19 protein-coding genes are annotated in these 24,905 nt (G+C 56.3%); 5 read left to right on the top strand and 14 right to left on the bottom strand.

Going from position 1 to position 24,905, the window contains the following annotated elements:
- Positions 1–26 precede the first annotated feature (26 nt).
- From ACM6G4_RS26615 to mtnA, 14 genes are all read right to left on the bottom strand, one after another.
- Positions 27–1,238 carry an oligosaccharide repeat unit polymerase gene (locus ACM6G4_RS26615; protein ID WP_414914944.1) on the bottom strand — a complete coding sequence of 404 codons (1,212 nt, stop codon included), beginning with the start codon at positions 1,236–1,238 and terminating at the stop codon, positions 27–29.
- A gap of 115 nt (positions 1,239–1,353) precedes the next feature.
- Positions 1,354–2,577, bottom strand: coding sequence for a hypothetical protein (locus ACM6G4_RS26610; RefSeq protein ID WP_414914943.1), 1,224 nt, complete (start codon positions 2,575–2,577; stop codon positions 1,354–1,356).
- Between the two features lie 5 nt (positions 2,578–2,582).
- Positions 2,583–3,632, bottom strand: a complete 1,050-nt coding sequence (locus ACM6G4_RS26605) for an NAD-dependent epimerase/dehydratase family protein (RefSeq protein WP_414914942.1) — start codon at positions 3,630–3,632, stop codon at positions 2,583–2,585.
- A gap of 63 nt (positions 3,633–3,695) precedes the next feature.
- On the bottom strand, positions 3,696–4,973 hold the full coding sequence (tviB, locus tag ACM6G4_RS26600) for a Vi polysaccharide biosynthesis UDP-N-acetylglucosamine C-6 dehydrogenase TviB (RefSeq protein ID WP_414914941.1): 1,278 nt from the start codon (positions 4,971–4,973) through the stop codon (positions 3,696–3,698).
- Positions 4,974–5,453: 480 nt separating this feature from the next.
- The gene (locus ACM6G4_RS26595; RefSeq protein ID WP_414914940.1) at positions 5,454–6,497 is read right to left on the bottom strand and encodes an LPS O-antigen chain length determinant protein WzzB; all 1,044 of its coding nucleotides are present in this window, start codon (positions 6,495–6,497) and stop codon (positions 5,454–5,456) included.
- Between the two features lie 266 nt (positions 6,498–6,763).
- Entirely contained in the window at positions 6,764–7,024 is a 261-nt protein-coding gene (gene ihfB, locus ACM6G4_RS26590) for an integration host factor subunit beta (RefSeq protein ID WP_414914939.1), read from the bottom strand.
- 373 nt (positions 7,025–7,397) lie between these two features.
- Positions 7,398–9,089 (bottom strand): 30S ribosomal protein S1, encoded by a 1,692-nt coding sequence (gene rpsA, locus ACM6G4_RS26585; protein WP_007973639.1) that lies wholly within the window; start codon positions 9,087–9,089, stop codon positions 7,398–7,400.
- 120 nt (positions 9,090–9,209) lie between these two features.
- Positions 9,210–9,899, bottom strand: coding sequence for a (d)CMP kinase (gene cmk / locus ACM6G4_RS26580; protein ID WP_007973641.1), 690 nt, complete (start codon positions 9,897–9,899; stop codon positions 9,210–9,212).
- Positions 9,896–12,103, bottom strand: coding sequence for a bifunctional prephenate dehydrogenase/3-phosphoshikimate 1-carboxyvinyltransferase (locus ACM6G4_RS26575; RefSeq protein WP_056727162.1), 2,208 nt, complete (start codon positions 12,101–12,103; stop codon positions 9,896–9,898). Before ACM6G4_RS26575 ends, cmk begins: the two co-directional genes overlap by 4 nt.
- Positions 12,104–12,131: 28 nt before the next feature.
- The gene (gene hisC, locus ACM6G4_RS26570; RefSeq protein ID WP_223541097.1) at positions 12,132–13,244 is read right to left on the bottom strand and encodes a histidinol-phosphate transaminase; all 1,113 of its coding nucleotides are present in this window, start codon (positions 13,242–13,244) and stop codon (positions 12,132–12,134) included.
- A gap of 13 nt (positions 13,245–13,257) precedes the next feature.
- On the bottom strand, positions 13,258–14,352 hold the full coding sequence (pheA, locus tag ACM6G4_RS26565) for a prephenate dehydratase (RefSeq protein ID WP_007939916.1): 1,095 nt from the start codon (positions 14,350–14,352) through the stop codon (positions 13,258–13,260).
- On the bottom strand, positions 14,352–15,437 hold the full coding sequence (gene serC, locus ACM6G4_RS26560; RefSeq protein WP_056727164.1) for a 3-phosphoserine/phosphohydroxythreonine transaminase: 1,086 nt from the start codon (positions 15,435–15,437) through the stop codon (positions 14,352–14,354). The genes pheA and serC overlap by 1 nt, the downstream gene beginning before the upstream one ends.
- Positions 15,438–15,656: 219 nt before the next feature.
- Positions 15,657–18,311, bottom strand: coding sequence for a DNA gyrase subunit A (gene gyrA / locus ACM6G4_RS26555; RefSeq protein ID WP_056727165.1), 2,655 nt, complete (start codon positions 18,309–18,311; stop codon positions 15,657–15,659).
- A 424-nt stretch (positions 18,312–18,735) separates the two neighbouring features.
- Positions 18,736–19,812 (bottom strand): S-methyl-5-thioribose-1-phosphate isomerase, encoded by a 1,077-nt coding sequence (mtnA, locus tag ACM6G4_RS26550; protein WP_150753948.1) that lies wholly within the window; start codon positions 19,810–19,812, stop codon positions 18,736–18,738.
- Between the two features lie 108 nt (positions 19,813–19,920).
- Here mtnA and ACM6G4_RS26545 point away from each other — a divergent pair, with 108 nt between their 5' ends.
- The 5 genes from ACM6G4_RS26545 (at position 19,921) to ACM6G4_RS26525 (ending at position 24,844) form a co-directional block, all read left to right on the top strand.
- Positions 19,921–21,255, top strand: a complete 1,335-nt coding sequence (locus ACM6G4_RS26545; RefSeq protein WP_414914938.1) for a TRZ/ATZ family hydrolase — start codon at positions 19,921–19,923, stop codon at positions 21,253–21,255.
- Positions 21,256–21,312: 57 nt separating this feature from the next.
- A complete protein-coding gene (gene ubiG / locus ACM6G4_RS26540) occupies positions 21,313–22,011 on the top strand; it encodes a bifunctional 2-polyprenyl-6-hydroxyphenol methylase/3-demethylubiquinol 3-O-methyltransferase UbiG (RefSeq protein WP_033055822.1) in 699 nt (232 codons plus the stop codon).
- A 4-nt stretch (positions 22,012–22,015) separates the two neighbouring features.
- Complete coding sequence (gene mupP / locus ACM6G4_RS26535; protein ID WP_056727168.1) at positions 22,016–22,687, top strand: N-acetylmuramic acid 6-phosphate phosphatase MupP; 672 nt, start codon at positions 22,016–22,018, stop codon at positions 22,685–22,687.
- Between the two features lie 112 nt (positions 22,688–22,799).
- The gene (locus tag ACM6G4_RS26530) at positions 22,800–23,540 is read left to right on the top strand and encodes a YciK family oxidoreductase (protein WP_414914937.1); all 741 of its coding nucleotides are present in this window, start codon (positions 22,800–22,802) and stop codon (positions 23,538–23,540) included.
- A 377-nt stretch (positions 23,541–23,917) separates the two neighbouring features.
- Positions 23,918–24,844 (top strand): GGDEF domain-containing protein, encoded by a 927-nt coding sequence (locus tag ACM6G4_RS26525; protein WP_414914936.1) that lies wholly within the window; start codon positions 23,918–23,920, stop codon positions 24,842–24,844.
- The last annotated feature ends 61 nt before the right edge of the window (positions 24,845–24,905 follow it).

Raw genomic sequence — 24,905 nt, 5'->3', positions numbered from 1 at the left:
TCTCACTCCAGTGAAAATCTTTAAACTCACTTCAAAACCCGAACGAGTTTCATCGCGAAGAATAACCCTAATGACATCACATAAAAAACCAACGAGTTCAGCAAGTAAATTTCACCATACCAAACCCAATGCATAACCGATGCCGCACAAAGCATATATAGAAAAATCCGCAAGAAATCGTCATCACGGCAGCGCGAATCAATCAAACGCAAGAAGCAGACGCTTATGAATCCATTGAGAAAAACACCGAACAAGCCGAAGTTCTCAAAAGCCACACCCGCAACATGTATTCCGCCGAGACCGGTTATGTAATACCAGAGGGCCGGATTATCCATCATGATGGGCTTCTCTACACCAAAAGCCGAATAGATTGGTGAGGGCGCCAACGAAAGGAACATATCGAGATATGTCTGACCATATCGCAGGTGCTCGCCATCCCAAAAACTGGTCAACTGCTGAACCAACGGCAGAATTATCGCGTTCCATGAGTTGAACAAAAAATACTGAGTAATATTATCCGATGTTAAATCAACATCCATACGACTCATTGAAACAAACACACCAGAGACCAGTACAAACACCAAAAAAGCCGTGATCAATAACAATACCTTGAGTTTGACAAACTTGTTATAACGAAACATCAAACCAAGAATATAGGCTACAACCAGCACGACAAAATCACGATCTCCGGTCATCGCGTTGGCAACACAATAAGCCATCACCAGCACCACAGAAGCCCAGAGCATCAACTTCGATGGAAAGGCGAATGCCAATGCGGTGATCGCGATGATCGAAAAAACCACTACCGACTCTACGCCTGCGAACATCTCGAGCAGCGCGTCTGCGTTGATGAACCTGAAAGCAATAAAAAAGATGGCCAATGCAAGAAAGATCAATCCCGCCAGCTTGAAGTCTATCGCGGAGAAGAAAGCAGTCTCGCGTGGCTCCAGGCTTCTGCCAGGCACCAGGAGTGACAGAAGATAGGCAACCAGTCCGCCAACGACGCCAAGAAACCAGACGAGCGAGAGCCTGTAAACCAACAAATCATCCAGGTAAAAATCATAGTCTCCGATAGGCCATAGCGTAATAGTCTCGCCCCACAGGCAGCTCACAAGACCAAGAAATGGTACCGAATAACACACGGCGTACAATGCAACCAGATACTTCTTGGATATCAGACACAGGATGCATTGCGCGATCAAAATCAGTAAGCATGTCGAAACCAGAAATATGACCATTAGTCTTAACCGACAAAGACAAAACAACAGGACTGCAAACCAGATTTAATACTGGCCCCCATGTTACTTTCAGCCATGCTCCTCGCGCATAAACAACCTGCACCAAGAGCACCTGTCACTGTATTAGCCTACGCCCGCCAAGGGCCAAAAGCGTAATAATTTGAACCGCAAGCGCCAATACAAAAGACCTGAAAAGATCAATCGCTAACATGTCACCTTTGAGCCCCACAAACAGCGTCGACAACAAATAAACAACGGCATAGACACAACTACCCAAAAAAACAACTCTGGTCATATTTTTGCTATGCAATATCTGAGTGACTATCGTTGTCGTAAGACCTATGCCGCCCGCCAGCACTGCATAAGTCAGTAGATCACTTTTACTGCAAAAAGCACTACCGAGGAAACATAACCAGTAACCTTGTAAAACGATCATCAACAAGGGCAGGCAAACTGAAATTGACACCCCAAGCATGAGATACAACTTGCTACTGCTATTGCCGCGCCCTGCCAACCTCACAATTGCATAGGACGTAAGCGAGCTTGGCAGTACGGTCACAAGAATATAAAACAGGAAGAAAAGATTGAAGTAACCAACCTCAGACACATTCAAACTTGAACTGGCAAATATCATCAAACACACGATATGGACAGGCGCCTGCAAAAGCATACTTCCGACAATTGCCGGCGCCCCTGAGGCAGAAAGCAAAGCCATTATTTTGCGAAACGCGAAGGACTCCTGCCCGCCCCCATTCTCCTGACCGAATTTGCTTTTCTTTATCATAAAGAAGCCGCAGGCAGGAGCGATCAACGTACAGACTGCGAGTGCTAGAACGACCCCCTCTATTCGGCCCCCGATCCTGGCAATGACAAGTACCAGCAGCAGTCCAAACAGCCCGTGAGCAGCCAGCGCAGCTGCCCATTTCCCTGAGGTATTAAGGGAAAACATCAGTCCAGTTATGGTTAGATTGCAAACACAAGCGAAGCCCAGGAAAAACTCTCCGACCATTAAGTAGCCCGTACTCGTTTCATAGGATGAAGCGGGAGCCGGAAAAACTGAAAACACAACGACACAGAGGGCACCCACAACAATGCCGCCCCATGCCATGAGACTTAGGGAAGTTCGGTAATCTACTTTCTCGGCATTCAAGACCGCATAACGACTCAACGCCACGCTCAAGCATTCACCTACAACTGCCGCGATGCCAGTTACGATCGCGTAGTGGTAAGAAAATATGCCGTATAGTTCGACCCCAAAAATTCGTGCCAGGCTGAAAAGCAATACAAACATACAAAGTTTGTTTGCAAGAACAGTGAGCGCGCAGATCTCTTTAATCACAGAAATTAACTTCTTGCAAAGAACGAGACATACCAGCTTGCCGCCTTCAACATCCCCTCACCAACATTAAAAAGTGGACTGTAACCCAATAATTGTTTTGCCTTATCAACATTAGCCTGTGAGTGCCTTACATCGCCTGCTCGGAAATCCCGATAGACCATTTCAGATGTAGACTTGACACCGACGCAGGATAACGCACCCTTGATACAAGCAAAAACCTCATTCAAAGTTGTTCTGTCACCCACGGCGACATTGTAAACATTGTTTTTTGCCTCGGAGCTTGCGCAAGCAGCCAGTATATTGGCCTGGACCGCGTTTTCCACGAAACAGAAATCCCGACTCGTTTCACCATCACCATTAACGAAAACTTCTTCGTTATTGATCATGGCCGCTGTCCACTTAGGAATAACAGCTGCATAAGCGCCATTTGGATCCTGACGCTTACCGAAAACGTTAAAATAGCGTAGTCCGATAGTATTGAAACCGTATGTGCTCGAAAAAACCTCGGCATACAGTTCGTTTACATACTTCGTGACAGCATAGGGAGAAAGAGGTTTTCCGATAACGCCTTCCACTTTTGGAAGTGCAGGATGATCGCCATAGGTTGAACTGGAAGCGGCGTAGGTAAAACTCTTAACCTGCGCATCCTTTGCTGCAACCAGCATATTCAGAAAACCATCAATATTGGTGCTATTCGTTGTAATTGGATCATTGATGGAACGAGGAACCGACCCGAGTGCAGCCTGATGTAAAACATAGTCCACAGAAATATTGGTAGCAGCAGGAAAAGCCATCGCATTTCTGCAATCTTCAATATTTCTGATATCGCCGTTTACCAGTACAAATCGCGCCCATTGTTCAGGGCTCACTACCGACTGCACTTCGTCGAGATTACGCTGGTGTCCGGTTGCGAAATTATCAAGCCCTACAACGCGCTGATCTAATAGCAGCAGCGCCTCCAATATATTGGAGCCAATAAATCCGGCCACCCCCGTAACCAGCCAAACCTTAGGGGATTGTTGGATTTCAGCCTTGATTTTTTCGAAATGGGTCATGTAATTCTCGACTTGATACTTTAATCAGCGGTAACGAATCCGGGCTTTCAGACACACTAAAATTTAAAGACGCAGATCTGACTGAGAGACATCCAGTAAGTACTTGAGGTCATAGAGCACATGTTCAGCCTTACCCAACTTCCGAATATTTTCAGCACCCATGGCAGCGAATTCGTTATGTGCGACAGCTAAAACAATACCGTCGTAAGATTCAACCTGTGGCTGGCTGATAGGCGTGATCGCGTACTCATGCATTGCTTCAGCCGCGTCTACCCACGGATCATACACGTCAACAGTAATATTAAACTCTGCAAGTTCATTCACAATATCGATGACTTTAGTATTGCGCAGGTCCGGGCAATTCTCTTTGAATGTCAGGCCCATGATCAAAACGCGCGCACCATCAACGTGGATTTTGCGCTTGAGCATCGCCTTGACAAGTTGCGATACGACGTAGGCCCCCATACTATCATTCAAACGGCGACCCGCCAAAATGATCTCAGGGTGATAACCGATGGACTGTGCCTTGTGAGTAAGGTAGTAGGGATCTACACCGATGCAATGTCCACCTACCAGGCCCGGACGGAATGGCAAGAAATTCCACTTCGTCCCTGCTGCTTCCAAAACCGCCTGAGTATCGATACCCATCTTGTTAAAGATGAGCGCCAATTCATTGATCAACGCAATGTTCAAATCGCGCTGGGTATTTTCAATAACCTTCGCTGCCTCGGCAACCTTGATGCTTTTGGCTTTATGAGTGCCAGCAACAATAATGGTATTATATAGCGCATCGACCAGATCCGCTACCTCTGGAGTGGATCCGGCAGTGACCTTTTTTATGGTAGTGACACGATGTTCTTTGTCGCCCGGATTTATCCGTTCCGGGCTATAGCCCGCATAAAAATCAACATTGAACTTCAGACCGGATACTTTTTCCAGCACAGGAACACAATCCTCCTCGGTCGCACCAGGGTAGACTGTTGATTCATAAATAACGATATCGCCTTTTTTCAAAATACGACCGATGGACTCACTTGCCTTAACCAACGGCGTAAGATCCGGTCTTTTGTGGTCATCAATCGGGGTAGGCACGGTAACAATAAATACATTGCATGTAGACAACTCATCCAATGCGTAGCTAAAACTTAACCCTGATACCGAGCACAACTCATCGTCGGATACCTCGAGAGTAGTATCATGACCTGCTTTCAACGCTTCGATGCGTCGTTGACTGATATCAAATCCAACTACTTGCATTTTTTTGCCAAACTCAACCGCCAGCGGCAAGCCCACATAACCGAGACCCACTATAGCCAGCTTTACATCTTCGAGTTTAAGCATTGTCTACCCTTGCCGTTCATCAATATTAAGTCGATCGCAAACCACTTCACATCTCGCGCCTCAAAAATCAGCGCCATAGCTGCGTAAACTGTAAATTATACCGAAAGCTCCGCTGGGAACCATAAGCGTTTTCAACAAGAAGCGTAAGAAGCGTCCCACTTTTCGCTTGCGTAGCCGCTGGGCGCCTTGGGCTGCAGAGGACTGGTGCACGCAGCAATCAATTTACGATCAGCGCTTGCGGGCACACACTCGATCACATCCCGGACCTTGAAAAGAAGCGAGCCCGGCGAGAAGGTAGACCGCTGAAAAAATCTTGTCAAAATTGACACTAACAAAACTGCCAGAACAGTAGACCCAGCAGAATAACTGTTTTTCGGCTTGACGATCAGTTAACGCACCTGCCGCCCCCCCCCTAAAAAAACGCTGTGCCTCCCCTCTGGGTGACGCAGCACTGATACGGAGCAAACCCCGAACCGAAACTCAACTATTCGGTTTTGCGGTAAAGAACCCACGAAACAACACGAAGGCTAAACCCAGGATCAGGCCAGAAATCACACCCAACATCAGGATCAGCACCTTATTAGGCTTGACAGGGTAATCTGGCAGTTCGACCACCCCATCCTGCCGATAGACAGCTACAAGCGCAGCGTCAGCCCTCAACCCCTTGAAAAAATTGTATTTAACCTGCAAATCACGCAAGCGATCCGTAAACGCGTCATCCGACTTGCGAGCCTGCAAATTCTCTATTTCAGCCTTTAGTGCTTTCGAGCCACGCATGTACGTAAGCTGGCCTGTTTCTCCCCCCGCAATAGCTGATTGGTTCACCGTGATTGCAGGGGGCCGTTCCAGACCAATTGACTCAGCTATCCGCAGCGCCTCCCCTAGCCTGACAATCGAATCCTCTCTCTCATTGCGGCTCCTATCTCTGGCGGCACTTATTTGCTGCTCCAGATTACGTGCACGAACTTCAGATTCAGTTGCAATGTTCTTGATCATTTCGCTCTTGGCCAAATCGCCAGCTTGCTCAATGTACGCAGTGACCCATGCCTTGGCTTTTTCAGGGTTATTAGCTTGAACGACAACAGAATATCTGTCAGAGGACTCCTTGAGCGGCGGAACCACACGAAGCACCTGAGAAAATTTCGAATACAAAACATCCTGGGAGCTCTTGCGCTCGTCCGTAGTTAAACTCTGAAGATAAACTTTACGAAAAAAATCTCGACGCAGCGACTCTGCCTGCAAACGCCGCGTATAAATATCGTAGACAAATTTAACACTGTAAGGCACTAACTCCGACTCTTTCATTCGACCATAATTAAAGTTAGCAACATCATTCTGAGTTGGCGGCACTACATACACCTTCGCCTCATAGACTGGCGTAGCAAGAAACGCATAGGCAGTTGCAAGCACAGCACCCAGAATCGTAAAACCTAAAACAACAAACTTTTGCCGAAAAATAGCGCAAACAAATCTTTGAAACTCAAAATCATCGAGACCGGTTTTTTTATTTGAGTCGACATGCATATGCTTTTAGCCTTTCATACTTAAATAATTAAATTACTTCCATGAATGTAGACCACTTGTGAGTCATCAACGAAAAAATTTAACACCCAGAACCCGAACAGCAACCCCCTCCCTCTCAACGATCGCGCAGAATACCTGTATTACTGCCCCCCCAGGAGACGACAACAAGCTGTTGGTGTTCCAATACAAAGAGCAGACATGCAATTGATAAAAACAACACAATTCCTGTGATTACGAACCCCCTGAAGCGACTGCTGTCTCGCCAACTAATCGTCACTGAAACCTTCCTCATGCGGAACGAACTTGCCATCGAGGCCGACTGACTGACCGGTTTTCGGATTGCGCCCCTCGCGCGGTGCGCAATAGTGCAGTGAAAAACTGCCGAAGCCACGGATCTCGATGCGATCGCCGGTGGCCAGGCATTGCGACATTTGCTCAAGCATGGCCTTGATGGCCAGCTCCACATCCCTTGATGAGAGCAGCCCTTGATGGGTGACAATTCGTTCGATCAACTCCGACTTCGTCATACTTCCCCTTCTTTTTCAGCCAGCTAGATCAGCGCTTCAAAGAGCTTTTTGCACGCCCGGAAGATTTTGAACAGCCCCCGCTACCGCATGGGTCCTTGCATTAGTCGTATAACCCGCCAATGTACAGTACGACAATCACGACGAACCTTTTCATTCACATTCTTATGCCAGGTACCCCGCCCGACTGTCGTTCTCCTTCAGACATAAGACTAGCTGCAAATAAACGATTGATCCGATTAAAGAAAGAGACAACGTTAATCGCCCTGAGTTTCCACGTCCCCTCCCCTGCAGGCCAATATTCTATTCAACCCAGGTAAAATCCAGGCACAAAAAAGGGCGACCGAAGTCGCCCTTTTTTACAGAAAGTCAGAACTTAGTTCTGCTTTTCCATTTGTGCACGCAGCAGGTCACCCAGAGTGGTGGCCACAGGAGCATCAGTAGCTACTGGCTTGTCGCGCAGGCTCTGGATTGCTTCTTTCTCGTCTTCAACGTCTTTCGACTTGATCGAGAGCTGAATTACACGGCTCTTGCGGTCAACGCTGATGATCTTGGCTTCTACTTCTTCGCCTTCTTTCAGAACGTTGCGCGCGTCTTCAACGCGGTCACGGCTGATTTCGGAGGCTTTCAGAGTCGCTTCGATATCGTCGGCCAGAGTGATGATGGCGCCTTTAGCGTCAACTTCCTTCACGATGCCTTTAACGATGGCGCCTTTGTCGTTCTCTTGAACGTACTCGGAGAACGGATCGCTTTCCAGTTGCTTGATACCCAGGGAGATGCGCTCGCGCTCTGGGTCAACCGACAGGATAACGGTGTCCAGCTCGTCGCCCTTCTTGAAGCGGCGAACGGCTTCTTCGCCCACTTCGTTCCAGGAGATGTCGGACAGGTGAACCAGGCCGTCGATGCCGCCGTCCAGACCAATGAAGATACCGAAATCGGTGATCGACTTGATGGTGCCGGAGATTTTATCGCCCTTGTTGAACTGGCCAGAGAAATCTTCCCATGGGTTAGATTTGCACTGCTTGATGCCCAGGGAGATACGACGACGCTCTTCGTCGATGTCCAGAACCATAACTTCCACTTCGTCGCCGACTTGTACGACTTTCGAAGGGTGGATGTTCTTGTTGGTCCAGTCCATTTCAGAAACGTGTACCAGACCTTCAACGCCTTCTTCCAGCTCAGCGAAGCAGCCGTAGTCGGTCAGGTTGGTTACACGCGCGGTAACGCGAGTGCTTTCTGGGTAACGGGCTTTGATAGCAACCCATGGATCTTCGCCCAGCTGCTTCAGGCCCAGGGAAACACGATTGCGCTCGCGATCGTACTTCAGAACCTTGACATCGATCTCGTCGCCAACGTTGACGATTTCGGAAGGATGCTTGATACGCTTCCAAGCCATGTCGGTAATGTGCAGCAGGCCATCGACGCCACCCAGATCGACGAATGCGCCGTAATCGGTGAGGTTCTTGACGATACCTTTGACTTGTTGGCCTTCCTGCAGGGATTCCAGCAGAGCTTCGCGCTCGGCGGAGTTCTCGGCTTCCAGGACGCTACGACGGGAAACGACAACGTTGTTGCGCTTCTGGTCCAGCTTGATGACCTTGAATTCCAGCTCTTTGCCTTCCAGGTGCGTGGTGTCGCGCACTGGACGGACGTCAACCAGAGAACCTGGCAGGAACGCACGGATGCCGTTAACGTCGACAGTGAAGCCGCCTTTAACCTTACCGTTGATAACGCCCTTGACCACTTCTTCGGCTGCGAAGGCTGCTTCCAGAACAATCCAGCATTCAGCGCGCTTGGCTTTTTCACGGGACAGCTTGGTTTCGCCAAAGCCGTCTTCAACCGAGTCCAGAGCAACGTGAACTTCGTCACCGACGTTGATGTTCAGTTCGCCAGCGTCGTTGTAGAACTGCTCAAGCGGGATGAGTGCTTCAGACTTCAGGCCAGCGTGAACGGTTACCCAGCGAGCCTGGTAATCGATATCAACGATAACACCGGTGATGATGGAGCCTGCCTGAAGGTTCAGGGTTTTTAGGCTTTCTTCAAAGAGTTCCGCAAAGCTTTCGCTCATTTTAATTCCTGTTGATGAGGGCGAAGAATACGCCCATCTCCACACCCCAGACGGTGTGGGTTAGTTTCATTTAAAAGAAGCCACCGCAGGACTATGACTGGTCCCCTGCGACCTTCTTGGTCACCCGGCGATATCGCGAATGGCGATCTCGCTCATGATGCGTTCCAGCACCTGGTCGATGGATAATTCCGTGGAATCCAGCTGTATGGCGTCAGCCGCCGGTTTGAGCGGGGCTACCGCTCGCTGGGTGTCACGCTCATCGCGCGCACGTATCTCATCTAGCAGACTCGACAGACTAACACCCTCGACTTTGCCCTTCAACTGCAAATATCGGCGGCGTGCCCGCTCCTCGGCGCTGGCCGTCAGAAAAATCTTCAGCGGCGCGTCGGGAAATACCACTGTGCCCATGTCGCGACCGTCCGCCACAAGGCCCGGCGCTTCCTGAAAAGCCCGCTGGCGTTGCAGCAGCGCCTCGCGTACAGCCGGCAGCGCAGCCACCTGGGAAGCGCCGGAACCGACGCTTTCGGTGCGAATGACATCGCTGACTTCATCACCTTCCAGAATGATGCGTTGCAACTGACCGTCCGTCGCGGCGATGAACTGCACATCCAGATGAGCGGCGAGTTTCTTCAGCAGCTCTTCATTGGTCAGGTCGACACCGTGGTTATGCGCGGCGAAGGCCAGCAATCGGTACAACGCACCGGAGTCCAGCAGGTTCCAGCCCAGGCGCTTGGCCAGAATCCCGGCTACCGTGCCCTTGCCCGAACCGCTTGGTCCATCGATGGTGATGACCGGTGCAATGTTGTTCACGACTGTGCCTCTTGTGCCACGCGAATACCGACCTGCGCGCACAGCGCCAGGAAGTTCGGGAACGACGTCGCGACGTTGGCGCAATCATGAATACGGATCGGCGCACTGGCGCGCAGCGAAGCAACGCTGAACGCCATGGCGATACGGTGATCACCATGACCGTGCACTTCACCGCCGCCGATCTGGCCGCCGTCGATGATGATGCCATCCGGGGTTGGCTCGCACTTGACGCCCAATGCCAGCAAGCCATCAGCCATGACCTGGATACGATCCGATTCCTTGACCCGCAACTCTTCGGCGCCACGTAACACGGTGCGCCCTTCGGCACAGGCGGCGGCGACGAACAGCACCGGGAACTCGTCGATCGCCAGCGGAACCAGCGCCTCGGGAATCTCGATACCCTTGAGTTTAGCTGCACGTACGCGCAAGTCAGCCACGGGCTCGCCACCCACTTCACGCTGGTTTTCCAGGGTGATGTCGGCGCCCATCAGGCGCAGGATGTCGATCACACCGGTACGGGTCGGGTTGATGCCGACGTGCTCCAGTACCAACTCCGAACCTTCGGCGATCGATGCCGCCACCAGGAAGAACGCCGAGGACGAAATATCACCCGGGACTTCAATGTGGGTCGCTGTCAGCTTGTTGCCAGACTCGACCGATGCGGTTGCGCCATTGACCGTTACCGGGTAGCCAAAGCCGCGCAGCATGCGCTCGGTATGGTCGCGGGTCGGAGCAGGCTCGGTGACCGTGGTCTTGCCTTCGGCATACAGACCGGCCAACAGCAGGCAGGACTTAACCTGGGCGCTGGCCATCGGCATGGTGTAGGTCAGGCCCTTGAGTTTATGGCCACCACGAATGGTCATCGGTGGACGACCTTCGGCGGCGGTTTCGATCACTGCGCCCATTTCACGCAGCGGATTGGCCACGCGATTCATCGGGCGCTTGGACAGCGAAGCGTCGCCGGTCAGGGTGCTGTCGAAGTTCTGCGCAGCCAGCAGGCCGGACAGCAGACGCATCGAAGTACCGGAGTTGCCCAGGTAGATCGGGCCCGGTGCCGGCTTCAGGCCATGCAGGCCAACGCCGTGAATGGTCACGCGACCGTGGTGTGGACCTTCGATGACCACGCCCATGTCACGGAACGCCTGCAAGGTCGCCAGGGCATCTTCGCCCTCCAGGAAACCTTCGACTTCGGTGACGCCTTCGGCCAGGGAGCCAAGCATGATCGAACGGTGGGAAATCGATTTGTCGCCTGGTACGCGAATCCGACCGGAAAGGCGGCCACCAGGTTGAGCCAGGAAAATCAGATCGTTGGAATTCATAGCGTCCACATAGGCCCTGCGGGCCAGGATTTTACTGAAATGCTCGCGGGCAACCCGGGCGCGAGTGAAAACGCCCAACAATTGGTGCCCATCCCCTGCATCGACCGCGTCGCGCAAGGCGTCGAGATCGCTGCGAAATGTATCGAGTGTGCGCAGGACAGCTTCACGGTTGGCGAGGAAGATGTCGTGCCACATGACCGGGTCGCTTCCGGCGATTCTTGTGAAATCACGGAAACCGCCCGCAGCGTAACGGAAGATCTCAAGATTTTCATTGCGCTTGGCCAACGAGTCGACCAGGCCGAACGCCAGCAAGTGCGGCAGATGGCTGGTCGCGGCCAGCACTTCGTCGTGACGTTCGACCTGCATGTGCTCGACATCGGCACCCAACTCGCGCCACAAACGGTCGACCAGCGCCAGGGCTGCGGGATCGGTCTGATCCAGCGGCGTCAGGATCACTTTATGGCGACGGAACAGTTCGGCATTGGAGGCTTCCACCCCGCTCTGCTCGGAACCGGCAATCGGGTGCCCCGGCACGAAACATGACGGCATCTTGCCAAATGCTTCGGTGGCCGCACGCACCACATTGCCCTTGGCACTGCCGACATCGGTCAGGATCGCCTGCCCCAGATCCATGCCCGCCAGACGCACGAGCAATTTTTCCATGGCCAGGATCGGCACCGCCAGCTGGATGACGTCGGCACCCTGACAAGCAACGCCCAGGTCCTCCTCGCAGCGATCCACCACACCCAACTCGACCGCGAGCTTGCGCGATTGAGGATCGAGATCGACCCCGACCACTTCGCGGCACAGACCGCTTTCACGCAAACCCTTGGCAAACGAACCGCCGATCAATCCGAGGCCGACCACCACCAGGCGACCGATCATAGGTCCGGCAGATTGCAGCGCAGTGACATCAACCACGAGCCAGAACCTTGGTCAGCGCTTCAAGGAAGCGGCTGTTCTCTGCCGGCAGGCCAATGGTGATGCGCAGGTGGTTCGGCATGCCGTAGTTGGCCACCGGGCGCACGATCACGCCTTCACGAAGCAAGCCCTGGAACACCGGGGCCGCGACCTGACCGAGATCGACGCAGATGAAATTGCCCCTGGACGGGATCCAGCTCAGCCCCAGCTCACGGAAACCGGCTTCCAGCTGCCGCATGCCGGACTCGTTCAACTGACGGCTTTGCGCCAGATACTCTTCGTCCTTCAACGCCGCACAGGCCGCGGCCAGGGCCAGGCTGTTGACGTTGAACGGCTGGCGCACACGGTTCAGCACGTCTGCAACCACCGCCGTGGACAAGCCATAACCCACGCGCAGCGCAGCCAGGCCATAGGCCTTGGAGAAGGTACGGGAAACCAGCAGGTTCGGATAAGCCGCCAGGAAGTCCAGGCCATCCGGCAGATCGCTGCCTTCGGCGTATTCGATGTAAGCCTCGTCCAGCACGACCAGCACATGCTCCGGCACATCCTGCAGGAATTCGTCCAGCGCCTCGGCGTCGAACCAGGTCCCGGTCGGGTTGTTCGGGTTGGCGATGAACACCACGCGGGTGTTGGCATCGATCGCCGCCAGCATGGCAGGCAGGTCATGCCCCCAATCCTTGGCTGGAACCACCTTGGCCTGGGCGCCGACCGCCTGAGTGGCAATCGGGTAGACCGCGAACGCATGCTCGCTGAACACGGCATTCAGGCCCGGCGCCAGATAGGCACGCGCGACCAGCTCCAGGATGTCGTTGGAACCGTTGCCCAGCGTGACTTGGTCGAGTTCGACGCGGCACTGCTCGGCCAGCAGGCTCTTGAGGGCAAAACCGTTGCCGTCCGGATAACGGGTCAGCTCGGCCAACGCATCGCGGATCGCCGCCAGCGCCTTGGGGCCGGCACCCAGCGGGTTTTCGTTGCTCGCCAGTTTGACGATGCTGGCTGGATCGAGGTCCAGCTCACGCGCCAGTTCGTCCACGGGTTTGCCCGGAACATAAGGCGAAAGTTGTTGCACGCCCGGCTGTGCCAGAGCGAGGAAATTGCCACTCATTTGCTACCGCCCCTTAAAGAACTGCTTTCGGGTAGGAACCCAGCACCTTGAGTGCCACTGCTTCCTGACTGATCTTTTCCAGCACACCCTTGACCAGCGGGTCGCGGTGGTGGCCGACGAAGTCGATGAAGAACACGTAGGTCCATTTACCGCTGCGCGATGGACGAGTCTCGATTCGCGTCAGGTCGATGCCATTGTCGTGGAACGGCACCAGCAACTCGTGAAGCGCACCCGGCTTGTTGCTCATCGAAACGATGATCGAGGTCTTGTCGTCGCCGGTCGGCGGCACTTCCTGGTTGCCGATCATGAGGAAGCGCGTGGAGTTATCCGGACGGTCCTCGATTTTTTCAGCCAGACGGGTCAAGCCATACAGGCCGGCCGCCATGTCGCCGGCGATCGCCGCCGAGTTCCACTCACCCTTGACCCGCTTGGCCGCTTCGGCGTTGCTGGACACCGCCACGCGCTCGACATTCGGGTAATGGGCGTCCAGCCACTTGCGGCACTGGGCCAGGGACTGGGCGTGGGAGTAGATGCGGCTAATGCTGTCGGTCTTGGTGTTTTCACCGACCAACAGGTGATGGTGGATACGCAGTTCGACTTCGCCGCAGATCACCATGTCGTGTTCAAGGAAGCTGTCGAGGGTGTGGTTGACCGCGCCTTCGGTGGAGTTCTCCACCGGCACCACGCCAAAATTCACCGCCCCCGCCGCCACTTCACGGAACACTTCATCGATCGCCGCCATCGGCTTGCTGATCACCGCGTGGCCGAAGTGTTTCATGGCCGCCGCCTGGGTGAACGTACCTTCAGGGCCGAGGTAGGCCACTTTCAGCGGCTGCTCGAGCGCCAGGCACGAAGACATGATTTCGCGGAACAACCGCGCCATCTCTTCATTGCCCAGCGGCCCCTGGTTGCGCTCCATGACTCGCTTGAGCACCTGAGCTTCACGCTCAGGACGATAGAACACCGGCACTTCGCCTTCGGCCAGCGAGGCCATCTTTACCCGCGCGACTTCCTGGGCGCAGCGCGCACGCTCACTGATCAGCTCCAGGACCTTTTCGTCCAGGGCATCAATGCGCAGGCGCAGTGCCTTGAGTTCTTGCTCAGACATTAGCCGTGTTCCTTCTCGAACTCTGCCATGTACGAAATCAACGCGTTGACGGCGTTGATGTCGACGGCGTTATAGATGGAGGCGCGCATGCCGCCCACGGAACGGTGCCCCTTGAGGTTCAACAGGCCACGCTCGTCGGCACCGGCCAGGAATGGCTTGTCCAGGCGATCATCAGCCAGGCGGAACGGTACGTTCATCCACGAGCGGTCCGACTTGTTGATCGGGTTGCTGTACAGGCCGCTGGCATCAATGAAGCCGTACAGCGTGCGCTGCTTGACTTCATTGAGCTTGCCGATGGCCTCGACGCCGCCCTGCTCCTTGAGCCACTCGAACACCAGGCCGGACAGATACCAGGCCAGGGTCGGCGGAGTGTTGTACATCGAGCCGTTATCGGCCGCGACCTTGTAATTGAGCATGGTCGGGCACAGGGAACGGGCCTTGCCCAACAGGTCTTCGCGAACGATGTTGACGACAATGCCACTCGGGCCGATGTTTTTCTGGGCGCCGGCGTAGATCATGCCGAAGCGCGACACATCCACCGGGCGCGACAGGATGTCCGAGGACATGTCGGCGACCAGCGGAACATCGCCTGTTTCCGGGATCCACTGGAACTCCAGACCGCCGATGGTTTCGTTCGGCGCGTAGTGAACGTAGGCCGCGTCTTTCGACAGCGTCCATTCGTTCTGGCCCGGAATGGCGAAATAGTCGTAAGGCTTGGCGGTGCCGGCAACATTGACATTGCCGTAGCGCGACGCTTCTTCGATGGCTTTCTGCGACCAGATACCGGTGTCGATATAGTCGGCCGAGCCGTTTTCCGGCAACAGGTTCAGAGGAATCTGAGCGAATTGCTGGCTGGCGCCACCTTGCAGAAACAGCACTTTATAGTTCGAGGGGATATTCAGCAGATCACGCAGATCCTGCTCGGCCTTGGTGGCAATGGACACGAACTCATCGCTGCGATGGCTCATTTCCATGACCGACAGACCCTTGCCGTGCCAGTCGAGGAGTTCACCCTGGGCGCGCTGCAGGACAGCTTCGGGAAGCGCCGCAGGACCGGCACAGAAGTTATAGGCTCTCTTGCTCACATCCAATCTCGCTCTGATTTGGTGGTATCACGCAGTAAATCTGTAGGAGCTGTCGAGCAGAGCGAGGCTGCGATCTTTTAATGCCAAGTGATAGCAAGAGCCAGATCAAGAGATCGCAGCCTCGCTTCGCTCGACAGCTCCTACATTAAAATCAATTCCACAGTTCCTTGAGGACAAACAACAAGGGGGCGAATTTTCATCCGCCCCCTGCTTACCCGCTTATTCCTGTGGCTCTTCGTCAGCGGCAGCGTCGAGTTGCTGGTCTTCGGCAACGTCGTCGATCACGACTTCACCGACAAACCCTTCACCCTCTTCGCCTTCGAGTTCTTCACCCTCGACTTCCGACGGCTCCTGAACCCGCTCCAGCCCGACCAGTGTTTCGTCGTTGGCCAGTTTGATCAGGGTCACGCCCTGGGTGTTACGACCCAGGCTGGACACTTCGTCGACACGGGTGCGCACCAGGGTGCCCTGGTCGGAAATCAGCATGATTTCCTCGCCGTCGAGCACCTGGACCGCACCGACCAGACGGCCGTTACGTTCGTTGCTGACCATGGCGATAACGCCCTGACCGCCACGCTTGTACTCAGGGAACTCGGTGATCGCCGTGCGCTTGCCATAGCCACGCGCCGAAGCGGTGAGGATCTGGCTGCCTTCTTCCGGGATCAGCATGGAAATCAGCTTCTGGCCTTCCGGCAGACGCATGCCGCGCACACCGCGGGCGGTACGGCCCATGGCGCGAACGTCGGATTCCTTGAAGCGGGTGACCTTGCCGCCGTCGGAGAACAGCATCACTTCACGCTCGCCATCGGTGATGGCCGCGGAAATCAGCACGTCGCCTTCGTCCAGCTCCAGTGCGATCAGGCCGACACTGCGTTGACGACTGAAGGATTCCAGCGGGGTCTTCTTCACGGTGCCGTTGGCGGTAGCCATGAAGATGTAGTGACCTTCGGTGTATTCCTCGACCGGCAGCATGGTGGTGATGTACTCACCGTCATCCAGCGGCAACAGGTTGACCAGCGGACGACCACGGGCAGCGCGGGACGCTTCAGGGATTTCGTAGGTTTTCAGCCAGTACACCTTGCCCTTGCTGGAGAACAGCAGCAACGTGGTGTGGCTGTTGGCAACCAGCAGGTGAGCGATGTAGTCCTCATCCTTGACGCCGGTCGCCGACTTGCCTTTACCGCCACGACGCTGGGCCTGGTACGCAGCCAGCGGCTGGGTCTTGGCGTAGCCACCGTGGGAAATGGTCACGACGCGCTCTTCTTCCGGGATCATGTCACCCAGGGTCAGGTCGAGACGGGCATCGAGGATTTCGGTACGACGCACGTCGCCGTATTCGGCGCGAATCACTTCCAGCTCTTCGCGGATCACTTCCATCAGGCGCGTGGCGCTGTTGAGGATGCGGATCAGCTCGCCGATCTGGTTGAGGATCTCTTGATACTCGGCCAGCAGCTTTTCGTGCTCCAGACCGGTCAGGCGGTGCAGACGCAGTTCCAGAATGGCTTGCGCCTGCTCTGGCGACAGGAAGTACTTGCCATCGCGCAGGCCGTATTGCGGATCGAGGTTTTCCGGACGGCACGAATCGGCGCCGGCACGCTCAACCATTGCCACCACGGCCGAGGACTCCCAAGGGGTGCTGATCAGCGCTTCCTTGGCTTCCGACGGGGTTGGCGAGGCCTTGATCAGGGCGATGACCGGGTCGATGTTCGACAGGGCAACCGCTTGACCTTCAAGGATGTGACCACGTTCGCGTGCTTTACGTAGTTCGAACACGGTACGACGGGTTACCACTTCGCGACGGTGACGGACGAAGGCTTCCAGCAGGTCCTTGAGGTTCAGGATCCGCGGACGGCCGTCGATCAGCGCAACGATGTTGATACCGAACACCGCTTGCAGCTGGGTCTGGGCGTAGAGGTTGTTGAGGATGACCTCAGGCACTTCGCCGCGACGCAACTCGATCACGACGCGCATACCGTCCTTGTCGGACTCGTCGCGCAGTTCGGTGATGCCCTCAAGCTTCTTCTCTTTTACCAGCTCGGCGATCTTCTCGATCAGACGCGCCTTGTTCAGCTGGTAAGGGAGTTCGGTGATGACGATTTGCTGGCGGCCACCGACCTTGTCGATATCTTCGATCATCGAGCGGGCGCGCATGTAAATGCGACCGCGACCGGTGCGGTAGGCTTCAATGATGCCGGCGCGACCGTTGATGATCGCGGCGGTCGGGAAGTCCGGACCGGGGATATATTGCATCAGCTCGTCGACAGTCAGTTCCGGGTTGTCGATGAGCGCCAGGCAACCGTCGATGACTTCACCGAGGTTGTGCGGCGGAATGTTGGTCGCCATGCCCACGGCGATACCGCTGGAGCCGTTGACCAGCAGGTTGGGAATACGGGTCGGCATGACCGCCGGGATCATTTCGGTGCCGTCGTAGTTCGGCACCCAGTCCACGGTTTCTTTATGCAAGTCAGCCAGCAGCTCGTGCGCCAGCTTGGTCATGCGCACTTCGGTGTATCGCATGGCCGCGGCGTTGTCGCCGTCCACCGAACCGAAGTTGCCCTGGCCGTCTACCAGCAGGTAGCGCAGGGAGAATGGCTGCGCCATCCGAACGATGGTGTCGTACACCGCGGTATCACCGTGCGGGTGATACTTACCGATCACGTCACCGACAACACGGGCAGATTTCTTGTACGGCTTGTTGAAGTCGTTGCCCAGCTCGCTCATCGCGAACAGCACGCGCCGGTGCACGGGCTTCAAGCCATCGCGCGCATCCGGCAGTGCCCGCCCGACAATTACGCTCATCGCGTAGTCGAGGTAGGACTGCTTCAGCTCGTCTTCGATATTGACCGGGAGGATTTCTTTGGCCAGTTCGCCCATGAGAAGCCTGATTCCTTTTTCTGGTGAAACTTCGTCAGGACCAACGAAGCTCGCCGCTGCAGGCTCAGTGCCATGCATTGGCTTACAACAAATCAACGAGTTATGCCATGGATCTGCGCAGTACGGGTCGCCACTTCGGGCAACCCTGGAAACCGCCGGATGTTATCACAAGAGCCGCCACGCACCTATCCCCCAGACGCGCATGGAGAGTAGTTAGTTGACCGGTGACAGGCTTGAGGGGGACGAGAGAGGCTTAGAGCTGCGATCAACCGGCATTCAACCGTATTTTTCACTTGTAAACACCGACCTGTAGGAGCCGCCGAAGGCTGCGATCTTTTCAGGACCGCTACCGACTTATGCCGGGAAGATCAAAAGATCGCAACCTTCGGCAGCTCCTACAGGGATTTCGTGCAACCTTAATGATTTAATGCAGACGCTTACGGCACATCAATTGCGCCATTTTCGCCGTATCCGGGCGTTCGACGATGCCTTTTTCGGTGACGATCGCATCGATCAGGTCCGCCGGCGTCACGTCGAACACCGGGTTAAAGGCATGGACATCAGCGCCGACTCGCTTGCCACCGACCTCCAGCAACTCGCGACCATCACGCTCCTCAATCGGAATGTCATCGCCACTGGCCAGGTTCATGTCGATGGTCGAACTCGGCGCCACCACCATGAAGCGAACGCCGTGGTGCATGGCGTTGACCGCCAGCTGATAGGTGCCAATCTTGTTGGCCACGTCGCCATTGGCGGTGATTCGGTCAGCGCCGACAATGACCCAGGTAGGGCCTTTGGTCTTCATGATATGCGCCGCGGCGGAATCGACATTGAGGGTCACGGGAATGCCTTCATTGGCCAGCTCCCACGCGGTCAGCCGCGAGCCTTGCAGCCATGGGCGGGTTTCGTCGACATAGACCTGCTCGACCATGCCCTCGATGAATGCGCCACGAATCACCCCCAGCGCCGTGCCAAAGCCGCCCGTGGCCAGCGCGCCGGTGTTGCAATGGGTCAGGATCGCCTGGGCGTTGCCTTGATGCTTGCGGATCAGGTCGACACCCAGTTGCGCCATGGTCAGGTTGGCTTCGCGATCACTTTCATGAATGGCGATAGCCTCGGCCTCCAGCACCGCCAGCGGATCGGCATTGTCCTTCAGGCGATCAAGACGGTCGTGCATGCGGCCCAGCGCCCAGAACAGGTTGACGGCTGTAGGACGGGAATCGGCCAACAGCATGAAATCCTCTTCCAGCGCCGCGTACCAGTCGCCACCTTCGGCAATCCGGGCCCGGGCCGCGAGCACGATGCCATAAGCGGCGCTAATGCCGATGGCCGGCGCGCCACGCACCACCATCGAGCGGATTGCCTCGGCCACACCCGCTGCACTGGTGTAGGCAATCCAGGTTTCCTCGAACGGCAAAATACGCTGATCCAGCAGATGAAGAGCGCCATCACGCCAATCGATGGCCTTTACCTTTTCCGCAGCCAACAGTCGATCGCGCATCCCTCACCCCGCACTCATGAACAAAAGCCGCCGATTATAGCGATCCCCCCGCGAAGACGCTCGGGTATACTTCGCCATCCTATACAAAAGCACTGGAACCGACCCTCGATGCCGAACACTGCCGCTGCGCTCGACCTGTTATTGCTGCCGACCTGGCTGGTACCCGTCGAACCCGCTGGTGTTGTCCTCAAGGAACATGGCGTGGGCATCCGTGATGGACGCATCGTGTTTATCGGCCCACGTTCCGCTGCGCTGAAGCTTAACGCAATCGAAACCCGCGAATTGCCCGACATGCTCCTCAGCCCCGGCCTGATCAACGCTCACGGGCATGCGGCGATGACGCTGTTCCGTGGCCTGGCCGATGACCTGCCATTGATGACCTGGCTGGAAAACCACATCTGGCCCGCCGAAGCCAAGTGGGTCGACGAGGACTTCGTGCGCGACGGCACCGATCTGGCCATCGCCGAGCAAATCAAAGGTGGCATCACCTGTTTCTCTGACATGTACTTCTTCCCGAAGGTTGCCAGCGAGCGCGTGCACAACAGCGGCATTCGCGCGCAGATTGCGATTCCGATCCTCGACTTCCCCATTCCGGGCGCCGCTACGGCGGACGAAGCCATTCGTCAGGGCGTTGAACTGTTTGGCGACCTCAAGCACCACGAGCGCATCAAAGTCACCTTCGGCCCCCATGCACCCTACACCGTGGGCGACGAAAACCTGGAAAAAATCCGGGTGATCGCCGAAGAACTGGACGCCTCGATTCACATGCACGTACATGAAACAGCATTCGAAGTGCAGCAATCGGTCGAGCAGCGCGGTGAACGACCACTCGCCCGACTGGCGCGCCTGGGCTTGCTGGGGCCGCGCTTCCAGGCGGTTCACATGACCCAGATCAGCGAAGAAGACCTGGCGCTGCTGGTAGAAAGCAACAGCAATGTGATTCATTGCCCGGAATCGAACCTGAAGCTGGCCAGCGGGTTCTGCCCGGTCGAGCGTCTGTGGCAGGCCGGGGTCAATGTCGCGGTCGGCACCGATGGCGCGGCCAGCAACAACGACCTGGACCTGCTCGGCGAAACCCGCACCGCGGCCTTGCTGGCCAAGGCTGTCGCCGGCTCGGCCACCGCGCTGGATGCCCATCGTGCCTTGCGCATGGCCACCCTCAACGGGGCCCGGGCACTGGGTATCGAGGCCGAAACCGGCTCGCTGGAAATCGGCAAGGCGGCGGACATGGTGGCATTCGATCTCTCGGGCCTGGCCCAGCAGCCAGTCTACGACCCGGTTTCGCAACTTATATACGCCACCGGCCGGGACTGCGTGAAACACCTTTGGGTTGCCGGCAAACAGTTGCTCGACGACCGTCGCCTGACACGCCTGGATGAACAACAGCTAAGCACGATCGCGAAGGCCTGGGGCCAGCGCATCAGCGGCAGCACCGAATCGTAAGCACCCTGGAGCACAACCCGGGGCAACAGGATTTTTCAAGTTTTAGAGGACTAGACCATGAGCAACGTCGACTACGCCGAAATCGCCAAATTCGAAGCCCTGGCCCATCGCTGGTGGGACCGCGAAAGCGAATTCAAACCGCTGCACGACATCAACCCGCTGCGGGTCAACTGGATTGACGAGCGGGTCAACCTGGCCGGCAAGAAGGTCCTCGACGTCGGTTGCGGCGGCGGCATCCTCAGCGAAGCCATGGCTCAGCGCGGCGCGACCGTGATGGGCATCGACATGGGCGAAGCGCCGCTGGCGGTTGCCCAACTGCATCAGCTGGAGTCGGGCGTGAGCGTCGAATACCGGCAGATCACCGCCGAAGCCCTGGCCGAGGAAATGCCCGAGCAGTTCGACGTGGTCACCTGTCTGGAAATGCTTGAGCACGTACCAGACCCATCGTCGGTCATCCGTGCCTGCTTCCGCATGGTCAAGCCCGGCGGCCAGGTGTTCTTCTCGACCATCAACCGCAACCCGAAGGCGTACCTGTTCGCCATCGTCGGCGCTGAATACATCATGAAGCTGCTGCCGCGCGGCACCCACGACTTCAAGAAATTCATCCGTCCTTCCGAACTTGGCGCCTGGAGCCGCATGGCCGGCCTGACCGTCAAGGACATCATCGGCCTGACCTACAACCCGCTGACCAAGCACTACAAACTGGCCTCCGACGTGGACGTCAACTACATGATCCAGACCCTGCGCGAGGAATAAGCCGATGCCAATCAGAGCAGTTCTTTTCGACATGGACGGCACCCTGCTCGACACCGCGCCAGACTTCATTGCGATCTGCCAGGCGATGCGTGCCGACCGTGGCTTGCCACCGATGAACGACAAGCACATTCGCGACGAGATTTCCGGCGGAGCCAAGGCGATGGTCGCGGTGACCTTCGCCATGGACCCGGAATCGCCGGGGTTCGAGGAACTGCGCCTGGAGTTCCTGGAGCGCTACCTCGTCGGTTGTGCCGTCCACAGCAAGCTGTTCGACGGCATGGGCGAGCTGCTGGCGGACATCGAGAAGGCCAACCTGATCTGGGGCGTGGTCACCAACAAGCCGCTGCGCTTCGCCGAGCCGATCATGCAACAGCTGGGTCTGGCTGAACGCTCGGCGCTGCTGATCTGCCCGGATCATGTGAAGAACAGCAAACCGGACCCGGAACCGCTGATCCTGGCCTGCAAGATGCTCGACCTGGACCCGGCCAGCGTGCTGTTCGTCGGCGATGACCTGCGCGACATCGAGTCGGGCCGTGATGCTGGCACCAAGACTGCGGCCGTGACCTTCGGCTATATCCACCCGGATGATAATCCGCGGCATTGGGGTGCTGACGTGGTGGTCGATCATCCACTGGAGTTGCGCAAGGTGCTTGATAGCGCGCTTTGCAGCTGCTGATTAAAGTCAAGAGATCGCAGCCTGCGGCAGCTCCTACAGGGGACCGCGATCGACGTAGGAGCTGCCGCAGGCTGCGATCTTTTCCAGCTTTGTAATGGATTGAGGTTTTTTTATGTTTGATTATTCCGCCCGCCCCGAACTGCTCAAGGATCGGGTCATCCTGGTCACCGGCGCAGGGCGCGGCATCGGCGCAGCAGCGGCAAAAACCTATGCGGCCCACGGCGCAACCGTGCTGCTGCTGGGCAAGACCGAAGCCAACCTGACCCAGGTCTACGACGAAATCGAAGCCGCCGGCCATCCACAACCGGCGGTGATCCCGTTCAACCTCGAAACCGCCCTGCCCCATCAATACGATGAGCTGGCAGCGATGATCGAAAGCGAATTCGGGCATCTCGACGGCCTGCTGCACAATGCTTCGATCATCGGCCCGCGCACGCCGGTCGAGCAGCTTTCCGGCGAAAACTTCATGCGGGTCATGCAAGTCAACGTCAATGCCATGTTCATGCTCACCAGCACACTGCTGCCGCTGCTCAAGCTGTCGCAGGATGCCTCGGTGGTGTTCACCTCCAGCAGCGTCGGCCGCAAAGGACGTGCGTACTGGGGCGCTTACGGTGTCTCCAAGTTCGCCACTGAAGGCCTGATGCAAACACTGGCTGACGAAGTCGATACCGTGGCCCCTGTACGTTCCAACAGCATCAACCCGGGCGCCACCCGCACCAGCATGCGCGCCCAGGCCTACCCGGGTGAAAACCCACTGAACAACCCGACGCCGGAGGAGATCATGCCGGTCTACCTCTACCTGATGGGCCCGGACAGCACCGGCATCAATGGCCAGGCGTTCAACGCCCAGTAACGACCGTACGTCGCTTTCTGGTGCCGCGCCAGCTTCCTGTCGCGGCACTCGAAGGCTCTCGGATTAGAGCCAGGCACCTGTCAAACAAACGTCACACGCTGTGCCGTACAGGTAGAAGACGAACAACAACCGATTGATTCACAACAGATTTTATTCGGATGAACCGAATGGCACGACTTTCGCTCTAAGTTTGCTCAGACACGTAACGTGAAAGCAAACGGGGGTGAAGCTTGAGCGCAGAGATTACTCATCTTCTACAAAGCGGATTAAACTTGTACGAAATGTCCTACGGGACTGACGGACCAGTACGACGCGCAGCCCTAAGCCGCTCTCACCCTGCTTGTAAGACAGCCTTACTGCTTAGGGGCGCACGCCTTATGAAACCACCTTCCCAGACCAACGCAATTGACTTCGATAGCGCCAAATTGCAACGCCTGGGCTTTGGTCAGCAGCCGCCCCTTCTGGAAAGACCTGTCAGTCTTGCGCAATTGCGCCAGCAGTTGAGCCTGCAGTTGCAAACCAGTCTGGAGCCGCAACGCATTCTTGGGACTTTCTATCGCGAGATTCAGCGATTGGTACCGTTGGACGCCTTGTGCTACCTGCACAAGAGCAGTGACCTGCGCCTGGAGTTCGGCCAGCGCGGCCACCACTCCATCAGCTACAGCCTCAGCCACAAAGGCGAACACCTGGGTGAGCTGATCTTTCGTCGCAATCAGCGTTTCAGCGAACTGGAACAGGGCCATCTCGAATCACTGCTGGCCGCGCTGCTTTTCCCGATGCGCAACGCGCTGCTGTACCGCACCGCCACCCAAAGTGCACTGCGCGACCCACTGACGGGCGCCGGTAACCGCATCGCCATGGACCAGACGCTGCAAAGGGAAATCGAACTGTCCCGGCGCCATCTGCAACCATTGTCGGTGCTGATGCTGGACATTGATCATTTCAAGCTGGTCAATGACACCCACGGCCACAGCACTGGCGATGACGTGCTCAAGGCGGTCGCTGCCTCGATCAAAAACCAGCTGCGCAACGTGGACATGGTGTTCCGCTATGGCGGCGAGGAATTCCTGATCCTGCTGTCGAATACCTGTCGCGAGGCCGCGGCCATGGTCGGTGAGCGGCTGCGGTTTGCAGTGCAGTCTGAAGAGTACCTGGCCAATGGTCACAGGATCCTGCTGACGGTCAGCCTCGGCTGTTCGACCCTGTTGCCCGGCGAGTCTGCCGAAAGCCTGTTGCGACGGGCAGACAGCGCGCTGTATGTGGCCAAGCGCGAAGGTCGTAACCGGCTGGAAATGGCGCGCTGATTGTTCAGCCACGACACAAACCAATGTGGGAGCGGCGGTCGCACCGCCGCTCCCACAGTTT

This window comes from Pseudomonas sp. IT-P258 (assembly GCF_949767825.1).
In the GTDB taxonomy this organism is placed as follows: domain Bacteria; phylum Pseudomonadota; class Gammaproteobacteria; order Pseudomonadales; family Pseudomonadaceae; genus Aquipseudomonas; species Aquipseudomonas monachiensis.
The sequence above is the reverse complement of the archived record's forward strand: the minus strand, read 5'-3'. Positions and strand labels throughout refer to the sequence as shown.

Bases quoted from the DNA above. Each gene is read 5' to 3' on its own strand.
- mtnA (WP_150753948.1), bottom strand. From the start codon at position 19,812: ATGCGCGATCGACTGTTGGCTGCGGAAAAGGTAAAGGCCATCGATTGG.
- rpsA (WP_007973639.1), bottom strand. From the start codon at position 9,089: ATGAGCGAAAGCTTTGCGGAACTCTTTGAAGAAAGCCTAAAAACCCTG.
- tviB (WP_414914941.1), bottom strand. From the start codon at position 4,973: ATGCTTAAACTCGAAGATGTAAAGCTGGCTATAGTGGGTCTCGGTTAT.
- ACM6G4_RS26595 (WP_414914940.1), bottom strand. From the start codon at position 6,497: ATGCATGTCGACTCAAATAAAAAAACCGGTCTCGATGATTTTGAGTTT.
- ACM6G4_RS26575 (WP_056727162.1), bottom strand. From the start codon at position 12,103: ATGATCGGTCGCCTGGTGGTGGTCGGCCTCGGATTGATCGGCGGTTCG.
- ubiG (WP_033055822.1), top strand. From the start codon at position 21,313: ATGAGCAACGTCGACTACGCCGAAATCGCCAAATTCGAAGCCCTGGCC.
- ACM6G4_RS26530 (WP_414914937.1), top strand. From the start codon at position 22,800: ATGTTTGATTATTCCGCCCGCCCCGAACTGCTCAAGGATCGGGTCATC.
- ihfB (WP_414914939.1), bottom strand. From the start codon at position 7,024: ATGACGAAGTCGGAGTTGATCGAACGAATTGTCACCCATCAAGGGCTG.
- pheA (WP_007939916.1), bottom strand. From the start codon at position 14,352: ATGTCTGAGCAAGAACTCAAGGCACTGCGCCTGCGCATTGATGCCCTG.
- ACM6G4_RS26525 (WP_414914936.1), top strand. From the start codon at position 23,918: ATGAAACCACCTTCCCAGACCAACGCAATTGACTTCGATAGCGCCAAA.
- ACM6G4_RS26605 (WP_414914942.1), bottom strand. From the start codon at position 3,632: ATGACCCATTTCGAAAAAATCAAGGCTGAAATCCAACAATCCCCTAAG.
- gyrA (WP_056727165.1), bottom strand. From the start codon at position 18,311: ATGGGCGAACTGGCCAAAGAAATCCTCCCGGTCAATATCGAAGACGAG.
- ACM6G4_RS26615 (WP_414914944.1), bottom strand. From the start codon at position 1,238: ATGGTCATATTTCTGGTTTCGACATGCTTACTGATTTTGATCGCGCAA.
- mupP (WP_056727168.1), top strand. From the start codon at position 22,016: ATGCCAATCAGAGCAGTTCTTTTCGACATGGACGGCACCCTGCTCGAC.
- hisC (WP_223541097.1), bottom strand. From the start codon at position 13,244: ATGAGTGGCAATTTCCTCGCTCTGGCACAGCCGGGCGTGCAACAACTT.
- ACM6G4_RS26545 (WP_414914938.1), top strand. From the start codon at position 19,921: ATGCCGAACACTGCCGCTGCGCTCGACCTGTTATTGCTGCCGACCTGG.